This is a genomic window from Bradyrhizobium sp. CCBAU 051011, from assembly GCF_009930815.1.
GTDB lineage: Bacteria > Pseudomonadota > Alphaproteobacteria > Rhizobiales > Xanthobacteraceae > Bradyrhizobium.
On the sequence record NZ_CP022222.1, the window covers coordinates 8,487,092 to 8,499,866 of the forward strand.

General features: G+C 57.0%; 8 protein-coding genes and 1 pseudogene. 6 read left to right on the forward strand and 3 right to left on the reverse strand.

The genetic code is table 11. The features are described 5' to 3' along the window. The first annotated feature begins 331 nt into the window (after nucleotides 1-331). From ACH79_RS44660 to ACH79_RS39975, 4 genes are all read left to right on the forward strand, one after another. Entirely contained in the window at nucleotides 332-733 is a 402-nt protein-coding gene (locus ACH79_RS44660) for a transposase (RefSeq protein WP_246738326.1), read from the forward strand. Between the two features lie 937 nt (nucleotides 734-1,670). Next, nucleotides 1,671-4,208: a PAS domain S-box protein gene (locus ACH79_RS39965; RefSeq protein ID WP_161855663.1), complete on the forward strand. Its 2,538-nt coding sequence runs from the start codon at nucleotides 1,671-1,673 to the stop codon at nucleotides 4,206-4,208. Beyond that, nucleotides 4,205-4,879 (forward strand): response regulator transcription factor, encoded by a 675-nt coding sequence (locus tag ACH79_RS39970; protein WP_161855664.1) that lies wholly within the window; start codon nucleotides 4,205-4,207, stop codon nucleotides 4,877-4,879. Before ACH79_RS39965 ends, ACH79_RS39970 begins: the two co-directional genes overlap by 4 nt. Before the next feature lie 97 nt (nucleotides 4,880-4,976). Further along, complete coding sequence (locus ACH79_RS39975; RefSeq protein ID WP_161855665.1) at nucleotides 4,977-5,366, forward strand: response regulator transcription factor; 390 nt, start codon at nucleotides 4,977-4,979, stop codon at nucleotides 5,364-5,366. A 749-nt stretch (nucleotides 5,367-6,115) separates the two neighbouring features. On the opposite strand, the gene ACH79_RS39980 is transcribed toward ACH79_RS39975, so the two are convergent. Then, nucleotides 6,116-6,307: a hypothetical protein gene (locus tag ACH79_RS39980; protein WP_161855666.1), complete on the reverse strand. Its 192-nt coding sequence runs from the start codon at nucleotides 6,305-6,307 to the stop codon at nucleotides 6,116-6,118. After that, nucleotides 6,300-6,818, reverse strand: a complete 519-nt coding sequence (locus tag ACH79_RS39985) for a hypothetical protein (RefSeq protein WP_161855667.1) — start codon at nucleotides 6,816-6,818, stop codon at nucleotides 6,300-6,302. The genes ACH79_RS39980 and ACH79_RS39985 overlap by 8 nt, the downstream gene beginning before the upstream one ends. 1,108 nt (nucleotides 6,819-7,926) lie before the next feature. On the opposite strand from ACH79_RS39985, the pseudogene ACH79_RS39990 reads away from it, so the two are divergent. Next, a pseudogene (locus ACH79_RS39990) lies at nucleotides 7,927-8,832 on the forward strand (TauD/TfdA dioxygenase family protein); the annotation flags it as partial. Between the two features lie 469 nt (nucleotides 8,833-9,301). Further along, nucleotides 9,302-9,733 carry a hypothetical protein gene (locus ACH79_RS39995; protein ID WP_161856812.1) on the forward strand — a complete coding sequence of 144 codons (432 nt, stop codon included), beginning with the start codon at nucleotides 9,302-9,304 and terminating at the stop codon, nucleotides 9,731-9,733. 523 nt (nucleotides 9,734-10,256) lie between these two features. On the opposite strand, the gene ACH79_RS40000 is transcribed toward ACH79_RS39995, so the two are convergent. Beyond that, the gene (locus ACH79_RS40000; RefSeq protein ID WP_161855669.1) at nucleotides 10,257-11,849 is read right to left on the reverse strand and encodes a carbohydrate porin; all 1,593 of its coding nucleotides are present in this window, start codon (nucleotides 11,847-11,849) and stop codon (nucleotides 10,257-10,259) included. Nucleotides 11,850-12,775 lie beyond the last annotated feature (926 nt).

Below are 12,775 nucleotides of genomic sequence, written 5' to 3' on the forward strand. Positions count from 1 at the left end.
CACCAAACATCCTTCGGGGATATCGAAATGGCCCTCTTGCGATCTAGCTATAGTACTGCCAAATTTTATGCCTTTGCCGGAACTCTCCACCCGACGAGATCTAGCTACTTGCGCTGTAATCATCCGGCGAGGTCCGGCGAGGGCCGCCTTGCTCAGAGGGTCTGCAGGCTGCAACTCCTATTGCAAGCACTAGGAGTAGTCCTATGACAACGGTAAGTGGCAAAGAGACCCCATCTGGCGGAGTGGATGAGCGATCGGCTATCGGCTGCGGAGTGTGTGAGCCGATGTGAGCTTCTATGTCTGCGCCTAGTTCTGAAACTAGACCTTCCATATGATCGAAGCGGTCGCAGAGCGTCTTGAGGGAGCCCCGCGACAACTTGGCCGACGCTGGTCGGATGAGTTCAAGGCACAAGTCGTGGCAGAGGCGCTGGAGCCCGGCGGAAGTGTATCGGGGAGCATTCACCCGTCGCAGCTCTTCACCTGGCGTCGCGATGCTCGGGCCTCGTCGCGGTTTTCGAGTCGCGAAGCCGCGGTGGGTGCATCAGTTTGTCACCGCCGAGCTCCGAAAACCGAAACGGTCTCGATCAAGACTCGGGCCTCTCAGCAACCCTCGCCCGAGTTGATGGCGAACTCACAAAGGTTTTTGGCCACGACACGGCATATCGTAGAAGCCGAGCGACCCAGCTCGATCAGGGCTAAGGAGGATATAAATCGGTTTGTGTTGCAGCGCTAAACTCGGTTGTCCGCACGTGCAAGCGACCGAGATCGCAAAAGCACTGAGGGCTTCAGCGTCAGCATCCGCACAAGGCTAGCCTCGTGCACAGCGACCCCGGAGGCTCCATTGTTCGCGTGCGCGATACGCCTTCCCTCGGCCGTCACGCGCGTCGATCTCCTTTCATTTCGCAGAAGCGCGTAACCAAACCGGCGACTATGCTCAACCACCGTTTCTCGGGCAAGCCCTCGTGCGGGTCTCTCTGCTCCCGTCTAGCCCCGGCCAGGCCGATCAACAACAAGAGGCTTACGTAACCGAGCATGAAAGCAGAGGGTCTTCTGATGAAGCGGTCTTCAATTTGTTGTTTTGAAGCAGCTCTCTTATGGTCTTGTCCACCATATGCATTTGGCGAAGGCCGCCGCCAAACGAGACGATCGTGTCATGGCCCCCGAAAGCCATCCACACACCTTTTCAAATCCTAACTAAGGAGACGGGCCAACGATAGACATCTCCCCCAAAGGCTTTCCCTGATTGTTACTCGGTTTATTTTCGGTGGAAGTGCCGGCCCGGCTGCTGCGCTCCACTGGTTCTAAGCGCACTGCCGTGTGGGTTCTAAGGGCCCTCATGGCCGCCTCAATCAGCCAATTCTTTAAACGAAAGTTTTCTTTCGGCGTCATCAAAGCCCGACATCGCTCTTCCACTCAAGCCATTGATATCAATGGATTAATTGTACCGCGGCAACCTGATAATGCTGGCGCTAGCTGCTGAATCAGTGCGAGCACAAGAGAGCCTAAAACATTCGTATAGTTCTCCAGCTGCTTTCGATAGTTTAGGTTGATGGGTGATCAGCTTACTAGATCAAGTTCGCAAGCTCACGCAGTTTTTTTTGCGCGGGCGTTGATGACGCTAACTTCGTCATACCTTCACTTTCGCCGCGACGGCGTTCGGCTATTTGGAAATGATATTGGTGTTTCCACTGATGGGCAGCCTCATCGCATCTGCCATGCTTTTCGTCTTCCCCTTCGCTGTTTTAGCCTACTTCTTTGCGCCGCCTCCTTTCAATCTACGGTTGGACGATCCGCAGACTCTTCCTGTGATTGTGGCCTTTGTTGTTGTCTCAATTGTCGGAACGCACCTAATCGAAAAGGTCCGCCGAGAAAGGAACGTTGCGCTTGAGGCCGCAGCGAGGCTCCGGCGCGGCGAGGCTGGGTTGCGCGACCGGGAGAAACAGTGGCGCGAAATCTTCGGGCATAGCCCCGTCATGCACTTCATCGTCAATACCACCGGAATGGTCCTGAACGTGAACACGTTCGGCGCCACACAGCTCGGTTACGCGCCCTCGGAGCTTGTCGGGCATTCCGTGTTGAACGTATTTCTGGAAGACGATCGTCCGTTTGTTCGCGAACGCGTCAGTCTGTGCATTGAAACAGTTGGCCAATCGCACACTTGGGAGATCCAGAAGATCAGGAAGGATGGCTCGGTGCTGTGGGTGCGCGAGAGCGCCAAAGCCATGCAGGGGGCAGACGACAAGCTCGTCGTCCTCATTGCCTGCGAAGATATTACCGAGCGAAAGCGGACGGAAACTGCCCTGCGGCGGAGCGAAGCCCATCTCGCCCAGGCGCAGGAATTGAGCCGCACCGGCAGCTTCGGCTGGAACGTCGCCACCGGCGAGGTCCACTGGTCAAAGGAGACCTTTCGTATCTTCCAATACGATCCGTCGACCAAACCGACGCCGCAACTCGTCGTTGATCGAACCCATCCAGAAGATCGGGCTGACGTGCGAGAGACCATCGAACGAGCGGTCCAAAACGAAGAGGATTTCGAGCACGAATACCGACTGCTGATGCCGGACAGCTCGGTGAAGCACCTCCGCGCGGTGGTACGAGCCACTAGAACCGCCTTTGGTGATATCGAGTTTATCGGCGCAGTGACGGATATTACGGCTGCAAAGCAGGCGGAACAGCAGTTGCGTCGTAGCGAGGCCTATCTGGCCGAAGCCCAGCATCTTAGCCACACGGGCAGTTGGTCCTGGGACGTCCACCGTCTCGAATTTGTGTATCGCTCCGCCGAAATCGATCGTCTGTTTGGCTTCGACCCGGGACAGGCTGTATCGATCGAGACCATCCGGTCGCGTATCCATCCAGACGACTTGCCGCGACTTCAGGACGTGCCGCGCCAGGCTATCATAGGCAATGGAGGACACTTCGAATATGATTTCCGAATCCTTCTTCCAGATGGCGCGATGAGGCGCATACATTCCGTTGCGCACGCCGTGGTCGGCAGCGACGGCAACGTCAGCGAGCTCATCGGAACGCATATGGATGTTACCGAGCAACATGCGGCCAGGGAACGATTGGAAAGGGCTCTTGCTGCGTTGCGCGAAAGCGAGCAGCGGTTTCGCGACTACGCCGAAACGGCCTCCGACTGGCTCTGGGAGACCGGGCCGGACCACCGGGTCACGCTTTTATCGGAGCACACCAGCGCAGCAGGCCTTCCGGCTTCAGAGGTCGTCGGACTGCTTCGCTGGGAAATAGCGCGCGATTTCGAAGCAGAACCCGAGAAGTGGCGCCAGCATCGGGCGACACTCGATGCACGTCTTCCGTTTCGCGATTTCATCTATCGCACCCTCACTCAGATGGGATCTCCAATTTACGTCCGAACCAGCGGCAGGCCATTCTTTGATGCTGACAGCAATTTCCTCGGCTATCGCGGCGTCAGCACCGACATCACCGCAACCATCCGCGCAGATCAGGCCGAACGAGAACTGCGGAAGGCACAGGCAGAGCTCGCGCACGTGACGCGGGTGACGATGCTCGGCGAGCTGACAACCTCCATCGCCCATGAAATAAATCAGCCGCTTGCCGCCATTGTCACCAATGGCGAGGCTTGTCTGGGTTGGCTTGGTCGCGAAACTCCTGATCTTTCCGCGGCACGCCGCTCAGTGGAGTGGATCATCGAGGACGGGATCCGGGCGAGCGAGGTGATCCGCCGCATCCGCGCGCTTGCGAAGAAAGGCGAGATCGAGATGGTGCCGCTCGATATCAACGACATCGTCCAGGAGGTAATCGCGCTGGTGACACGGGAGCTTGTCGGCCATCAGGTGACGTTGCGAACCGAGTTGGCGCCGGCCCTCCCCCTGATCCTGGGTGACCGGGTTCAACTGCAACAGGTGATCACAAATCTAGTGATGAACGGGATTGAGGCCATGCAAATGGTCAGGGACCGGCCGCGCGAACTGATGATTCAGTCATCTCGAGACGATATAGGACACGTGCACCTCGCCGTGACTGACTGCGGTATAGGGATCACCGAGGACGACGCGGATCGCGTGTTCAATCCCTTTTTTACCACTAAATCAAGCGGCCTTGGAATGGGGCTTTCGATCTGCCGTTCGATTGTGGAGGCTCACGGAGGGAGCCTATCGATCGCTCGCAAGCAAGAGCCGGGCGCGACGTTTCAATTCGTCCTACCGTTCCATAAGGAGGTCGTGTCGTGACCGGGCGCTCCGACTTGCCGCACCAAACCGTAAAGGTCGAGGAGCCCAGCGGAAGGGCGATCGTGTTCGTGATCGATGACGACGTCTCAATGCGTCGTTCGCTCTCGAATCTTTTTCAATCGGTGAACTTGGACGTTGCTGCGTTCGGATCGGCTCAGGAAATGTTGCAGGGAAAGCTTCCGGAGGTCGCCAGCTGCCTCGTCCTTGACGTCAGACTGCCAGGATTGAGTGGCCTCGAGCTGCAGACCGAGCTAGCCAAGTTGAACCTTCACATTCCGATTATTTTCATCACTGGCCATGGCGACATTCCAATGAGCGTCAAGGCGATGAAGGGCGGAGCGGTCGACTTCCTTACCAAGCCGTTTCGCGATCAGGAGCTGCTTGATGCCGTCGTCGCCGCGACCGAACGGGATCGCAAGAGGCGGGAGGTTGAGAAGACAGTTGCGAACCTGCAGTCCTTGTACGACACCTTAAGCTCACGCGAACAGGCAGTTATGAAACTGGTCGCCGCCGGGCTTATGAACAAACAAGTAGCCGCAGAGCTCGAGCTCGCCGAAATCACCGTCAAGATCTATCGCGGGCGGGTGATGAAGAAAATGGGCGCGCGGACGCTGGCCGATTTAATCAGAATGGCTGAGGCCCTCGGAATTTGTTCCAACCACCCCGAATAAGCCTAAGTATGAGTTTACAATCTCATCCCGCAAGCTCACCCTTTGTCCAGGCGGCTGTGCTTCGGCAAGCGCCTTTCCCGCGATAGAGGGGATCGTCTTGTCCACGCCTCCGCTCATTGCCATCGTCGACGACGACGGTTCAGTTCGTGCTGCGATAAATAACCTTTTGAAGTCCCACGGCTATATCGTTCATACATTTGTGTCGGCCGAGGAGTTCTTGCGCTCGCCCCACCTGAACGGAACATCGTGTGTGATTGCGGATGTGCAGATGTCGATTATGAGCGGCTTGGACCTGCTGGCACATATGCGGGACCATGGCTACGGTGCACCCTTCATTTTCATCACTGCCTTTCCCGATGATCGCGTTCGCGCGCGTGCGCTGAGCGCCGGAGCGATTTGCTTCCTGGCCAAGCCCTTCGCCGGACAGCACTTGATCAGGTGCCTCGATACTGCACTGGATAAGCATCGCGGCGGAGCCAGCGCATGAGACGATGAGCACGCAGTCTGCTCAAAGTTCGGGTCTGATTTGTGAGCGCGGGCCGCGGAACCGCGCGCTTCGCCGTACCACAAAGTCGATGAGGACCTCGGCCTCACGCGCAACTCGCCAGCAATCCTTGGCGATCGGGCTTTTTTGCTGACATTTCTTCGTTCACTATTCGTCACATTGCTTGCGGCCGGCCTGCATCAGCTACTGTTGTTGAGGTCTCCAATGAAGCCATCCGGCCAGTCCTCGGTTGCACGGGCTAACCGAAGTTGCACGCCTCGCTTCGGCTTTATGAATCTGAAAAGCAGCACATTGAAGAAGAAATTGATATTTGGCTTGCCGAGAACCACAGCCGGCTCGATTAAGCCGCCCGCCCGCCTCCTCCACTCTCTTGGTCAGGGCTACCGGAGACTGCCGCTGCGAGAGTGCTGTTCGGGCTTCTGCAAGAGCTCCTTCAAGGGCCGACTCCATGTCATGCTAGGACCCGTGGAGCACGACAGTGCGCACTGTTCGGATTTTGGCACCCGGTGCGTGACATATGATGCAAGAAATCGAAGTGTTCTTTGGAATAGGACAGCCCGCCATCTTTCGGTTATCACCCCTCTGGGCGGCCGATGGATTGGGTGTAGATTCGCCTGGAGCCATCAGCGACCAGCGAGATCCGACATCTCGTTGCGGGCCTTAGGCGGCTCCGTCGTAAGTTGAAGCAGATTGTCCGCAGGGAGCCCCTGCCCCACACCAATGAGATCTCGCTATGCTTCATCGTAAAACCGCTTAAGCAGGAGCACGCCTACACTTCTTTGAAGTTCCCCTATCTGCAGTAATGCTGCATCGCTTTCTGGGCCGCGCGGAAGTCGCGTTGCTGACGATAAGATGCCGATCAGCAGTTGGAGCAGCTCCTCGATCGCGGCCGCATCACTGCCCTTTTGAAGCCCGTCACTCATGCGAGCAATCTCCTCCATCGCCTTCCAATCTTCCGGAAGCGTGACTTCTCGACAAAAACGCATCCGTCAAGGGTTTAAAGCTGCGGCTACAGCGAGGCCGCAGACCGAAGAGTTGGAACAGGCAATGAACGGTACTTTTGGCAATTTCCGTCCCTTTGGATGGGCGCACGCTCCGACGGATTGCTGCTTTAGGCCTGCGCGCAAGTGTCTTGCTGATCAGCTCGGCCACAGCCTCATCCTCAACCGTGCGGGGTCCACTGGTAGGCGTCTCATCGTAGATGATCGCGATGTGATTTCCGATGAAGCCATTGGGCCAGTTGCCGATCCTATGGGGCCGACCACCAAGCCGGGTCGCCAAGACGATGTTGCTCAGCTCACGTTGGCAGGCCAGCACGATCCCTGTTCGCTGCGTCAGCGCCGAGACAGCGAGCGCGACCGTGTTATGGCCGTGAGCTGCGTGTCTTCGTCGCTGGAAATAGTCAGCATCGCCTTCCGCCCGTTCGGTGCGCATCGGTACCTCCTTCATCGGGATACCCGGAATTCATGCAATAGTCATGCTACGAAGTTGCGGGACAGAACACTAGCAACGAGGCGGGGTCACCCGAGAATAACCTGGGCAAACGTGAATCGCGATGTTCTCGTGACCGGATATTCGATCACTCGCGGAGAGGGCAAACGATGTGCCGGCGGCACTGTCGACCAGCACCCCGTAACTCGATGGTCTACGCACATCGGGCGGTCGGCTATCGCCGGAGCAGCTCAAGAATGACAGGTGCCACCACATCGAGGTCAAGGGTGCCGCGATGGTGCCGGAATTTGGTGTGCGCCTTGCTTCACGAGAGAAAACACGCGCAGCCGCCAGATCCCTTTGGATCAACGCTGCAGGTTGTCAGATCTCCGACATCTCCGTCTTGAACCCGACGTGCCTGATGTTGAAAGATGGAAGGTCGTCTGATGACGATCGCCTCTCGTGCTGGCCCGAACGGATTGCTGACGATCGTACGCCGCTGTGCCGTTGGCGCCCACCTAGGCGCTCGACCTCACGTATCGTTAGGCTCTGCTTCTTCGCGCGCGCTGCCATCGAGACTAGCAGGCTATCTGGTCGAATTATCGCCTAATCCGGTGATCGTCGCGCCGGGTTTTTCCCGATTCTTTGGCGCTCTTGCCTCGTTCGCGGCCCGTTTTGGCGGCTGGCACGGTGCTTGCTGGAGATCACTCGCTAAATGCGAGATCTGCGGTGACGTCACCAGCGGTCCGCACCGCCACCAGGCGATTCGTATCTTTTTGGAAGGACGAGATCTTATCGCGATCCTAGAGAAGTTTCACCAAACCAATGATCGAAGGCAGTCTCGATGAAACTTTCGAATTTGAACCTGCCGGCACGTCGATCCTCAATCAAGCTAGTTCTGCACCGAAGCAAGGGGGACCGGCGAGTTTCGGGCGCATCCCATCGACAACGGTACGGACGATAGGTGCGCGGCCGATTTTGCGTCGCACGAACAGCGCACCAAGCGGCCGATTGCCGCGGGTTCTGATGATTAAGCAATATAGCCCTTCCCCATTCGGGCCCGCAGCTGAATAGTTCCTTTGGTGAAGAAACCGCAAAGGCTGGAACATCCATGAACGAAACGATCTCAATCGAGAATGTCATTCCGCGGACCGATGTCGTCAAACGCGCAGCGCGCATTGGCGCGGAAATCAGAAACATCAAGCTCTCGAGCGATTTGCCGGATCAGACGATCGCTGCAATCAACAGCTTGCTGCTCGACCACAAGGTGATCTTCTTCCGCCACCAAGGTCATCTCGATGACGCCGAGCAGGAGCGATTTGCCGCGCGTTTAGGGAAGCTGGTGCCGCATCCGATGCTCGGCGTTGCCAAGGGAACGGCATCGCTCCTCGAGCTTGACTCCGCTCGCGGTGGTGGCCGGGCCGATGTGTGGCACGCCGACGGGACCTTCGCCGATGCCTATCCCAAGATTTTGGTTCTGCGGGCCGTTGTGATCCCACTATTCGGCGGTGATACGGTGTGGTCGAACACCGCCGCCGCTTATCTCGATCTGCCGCCACCGCTGCAACGGCTTGCGGACGAGCTCTGGGCCGTTCACAGCAACGTCTTCGATTATGCCGGAATGGCTCGAGTCCGCGAGGTCGATAAGAAGCATTTTGACGAGGTCTTCACCAGAACCATCTTCGAGACCGAGCATCCCGTCGTGCGTGTCCACCCCGAGACCGGAGAGCGGACGCTAGTGCTCGGCGCGTTGGTACAGCGTTTTCTTGGCATCCCCAAATATGACGGTCAAAAGCTGTTTGATATACTTCAGTCTCATATCACCGCGCCCGAAAACACCGTGCGCTGGAACTGGAGGGAGGGCGATGTTGCGATCTGGGATAACCGCGCCACGCACCATTATGCAGTCAATGATTACGGCGACCAGCATCGCATCGTTCGTCGCGCCACCATCGAGGGTGACGTGCCCGTCAGCATTGATGGCCGGTGCAGTGTAACGCGCGTAAAGGTCACCAAGCAGCCGCCCATAAGGCGTTCACACATTCACGGAGATCCGGCCGTTATAGACTATGCTCCCGCGCTCTCTACTTGTACTAGTTGAGGTCAAACGGCCTGTGCGGGTCTGATGAAGATCTGGTTTCGCGAGCCTCATCGAGAGCGCGGTCGGCGCTGCAATGGACGTACAGCGCTAGGCCACCGCGTATGCGCGACGGCCGAGGTAATCAACTCGAGGGAAAGCGAGTTGCCTCAAGGTGCCGGCAAGTGATGGCAGAGGAGATCGGCAGCGGCACGTATCAACCGGAGGAGGTTGACTTTCGTTCATCCAACGAGAGCCGTGAATATGAGGAGCTCCAAACGCAACGGTTGGCCTGACGTTGCGGCAGCTTGTGACACAATGCATGCCGCCGGACCTGCTCGCGAGGAGGCGGTAGCGCCTTGCGATGGCAAAAGGAGAAAATCGGGTGCGACCAGAAGGCGAGCATAGCCTGGCTTCTCACTGGCAGTATCAGGTCAGGTTCGATGTGAATGATTCCGCCACCGCGGAATCGCTAGGCCGAAAGCTCCCTGCTCCGGCACTGGCACCGCTGTTCAATATCCTTGCCAAGCATCGCGCCGCGCCCAAATGCCAGTTCGATGCCTTTGTGGAGTATGTCGCCGCGGCAGAAGAGCACGGCGTCGAAAACTATCCGCTCTACCAGTGGACAAAGGCGACGATCAAGAATCCAGCGAATAAAGAAAAGTATTTGAAATCCTTTGCACTCTACGTAGACGATCGGGAGATCTATGCCAAGGAGATTGCCGACGCGCTGGAGGCGGACTTGCAACCGCTCACCACTAGCGGGCTCGTCACGCGAATATCGAAGTACGATACCAACCCCGCCAACAATCCTCAGCCGCGGCAGGGCCCCCGTGATTAGGGTGAACTGAACGCCGGCTATTGGCCCCAAGCCGAAGACCATCACTAAGGACGCGCGTCCGCTGCGGGGGATTGTGTAGCAAAGGTCGATCTTCGCAGATGACCGCAATTCTGCAGGCCGTGGGCGCGACTTCCGTATACAAATGTGAGGGACCTCACTGCATCACGCAAGATTTCACAGGCGACTTCAATAATGCGGTTGAGATCATACGATCAGCGATCGCTCGCTGCTTAGTGCTTTTCGCGACAATTTCTGAACCCTGCGACTTTCGACTTTTGCAACACTCTCTGGGGTGAATCGGACAGTGTTGGCGCTGGCCTTTGACCGATGCTCATGGGCCTTACTCGAACGTGTCGGCCTCGCGGGGCGGATCCGACGATTGTGATCAGAAGAGCGCTGGGTGTCGAACCTCAAGCAGCCGCATAGAACGCTTCCCGAATGAGATTCGAGATCGCGCCGGAACCAATAATCGTCGCCTTTCATGAACAGTTCGGTTTTGGGTCACGCGACTAGCCTTGAGGACTTAGAAGAATATCGAGGTAGACACCAACAAATTCAGAGCATGTCCCGTTTGGCGTGTGTGTGTAATGCTCGTCGGGTTGTTGATGTATGCCAGTCCTACACTTGCATATATCCCGGGTGTCAGATGCGCGGTATAGGTACCCAAGATCGCTGTGCTGTCGCGATGCACGAGATTCCCTTTAGCCAAGGCAGCGTCCACTGCAAAGTTGCTCCAGACGGTGTTAGTGGCAACAATAGCAATCTGATCACTGGGCCGGCTGTCAAACAGTCCCTTCGCATAGAGACGAAGCTCGTAATATTGACTGACTTTGTTTAAGTCAGGTGGAGCGCACATTACCGAGAACCCACCATAGATACCACGAGATGCCGAGCCCTGTACATCAGCCTGCCAGAGCTGCCTGTCCGCTGCGACGTAGTAGACGCTGTTCGCCTCGGCTCTCGATTGCTGCGGATACTGCAAGTTCTTGTAGCTGCTGTTATTGAAACCGGCGCCCGCCCGCAACCAGGTCTCAGGTACGCCCGGAGCAGCCTTGTTCTTGTAGCCAACTTCATCAAGCAAAAGAATGCCCGTGTTGGCGGTGCTCCAGCTTAAGCCGGTGGGATTTTCGATGATCTGCGCATACTGACCGTCTGGACTGATTGAACGCTGGATTGAGACCTTGTCATATAGGTGATCATTAAAATTGTACTTCACGTTGAGAGCTGGCGTAGGCGCGGCATTGTTGCTCATGCCAGCTTGATACAGGATATTCGACGAGGGCGCCAAAACGCTTGCTCCTGCATTCCCTCCAACCAATGTGCCTGCGAACTCATTTACATTTCTGAGATAGCCGATTTTGAGTTCGAGTTTTCTGTCGAAGAACGTCTGGTAGTAGGCCAACGTATTGAGACCTGCTCTATCTGGCCCGCCGGGTTTCCATGTCCAGTATTGCTGCTCGGCTCCCACGATGATCTGACCATCGGGAATTCCAAAGCGGCTGAGATCGTAGGTCACTATCATGAAACTTACGGTACTAAATGTCGGATTCTGGCCCATATATAGCTGATTGGCGGTGGTGGCTCTGGCTGCATTTGGCAGTTGATTGTCTATGACGCTGACTACTGTCCCCCCAACGTAGCCGATCCCGACGTCTGCCAGCGCGGATCTAACGCCAGCTTTATCCTGATCTATCGTATCGGCAGGACCAGGGATATTGAGCCACATACCTTTTTCGCGGAGGTTCTCGAACTTTGCGAATGGGTCGATCTCCTTTTGAGTTCTGTTCTTAGCAATTTCATCCGCACTGCCGCGCTTTGCGGCAGGCACACTGGAATTTTGTGCTAGCGCTGAGCTAGAGACGAGACGCGTTGCTCGTTTGAGCTGGCGGGTTTGGAATTCTGTGGCGGAATCAGAGTCCCTCTCAATTCCTCTTTTAGCAACCTCATCTGGAATGTTGCGTTCTGGCTTAAGCCCATTGGCCTTCTGTGCCGGCGCCGGACTGCCGACGAGGCTCGCAGCTAGGGAGAGTGCGAGAGCAAGCCCTCTTTGCTTCGTAGTTGATCGAAAGCTGAAAACGTCTGTCACAGCGGTCGCCACGACAAAGTAACCATGCATAGTGAACTCCACATCCGAATTGCTAGATTGCGCTCCGGCGTAACTTGCCCGGAGCGCCCCCTAACCTTCTAGTGTCTGGAGGCGGGGCTGATGCTTGGCAGCAATCGGCCCGTCTACCCGCTGAGCCTCCCGAGCCTCACCTGCCGGCGAGCTATTGGCCTGATCGGCGACGCACGTGTCGAGTGCGCCATAACGCGGCCGAGCTAGTCGACTGGTCCAAGGCAGTTCTGCTGCGCTGCCGCCGTGTCGAAAGCGGCCGGGATTATTCGGCCTCTTTGCTCCGCGAGATAGTGAGGACGGGTGGCGGCGCCTTGCTGTCCTCGCCACCAATACGCTGCGAGCGACCCACCTCTTCCACTACAAGCATGAGGATTTCGGCATTCGACGGCGAAGAGGACGTCTCCTTCGAGAGATGGCAGTAATCAGAAGACAGGGCTCGCGCGCCAGCGACCACGCGTTCGCTCCATGATACTTCGCTGGCATCGCGTTAACCGAGAGACGAGGCAACTGACAGGCCGAAAGCCCCTTTGCAACCTGTGCGCTCGGCGATCGCGCCAGAAAGTGCATCATGGGCTTCCACAAAAAGGGAGCGATCGCGACTGGAGCCGATTTGACGACTACAAACGCGCTGGCACATCCATCAGGGCCGTTGGAGCGGCCAGTTCTATGTTGCATCTCAGTCCTTAAAGTGTGCCCCGCCGCGGACCTTCATTAACCGCCGATTGCCATGTGTCCGTCATCTCCACCAACTGCTAACGTTAGTAGTTGACCAGGTCGCAAGGCGTTGCTTATCGATGCAGGATCGTGGCCTGCTCGGATGAGGCCTCCTCGGCATCTAGAAGAACTCTGCCGATGCTGCTATCATTCCGGAAATCGGGCGTCGGTCACTCGCGAGCGCCGCAGCCGTTCAGCTCTTTGCGCGCGCA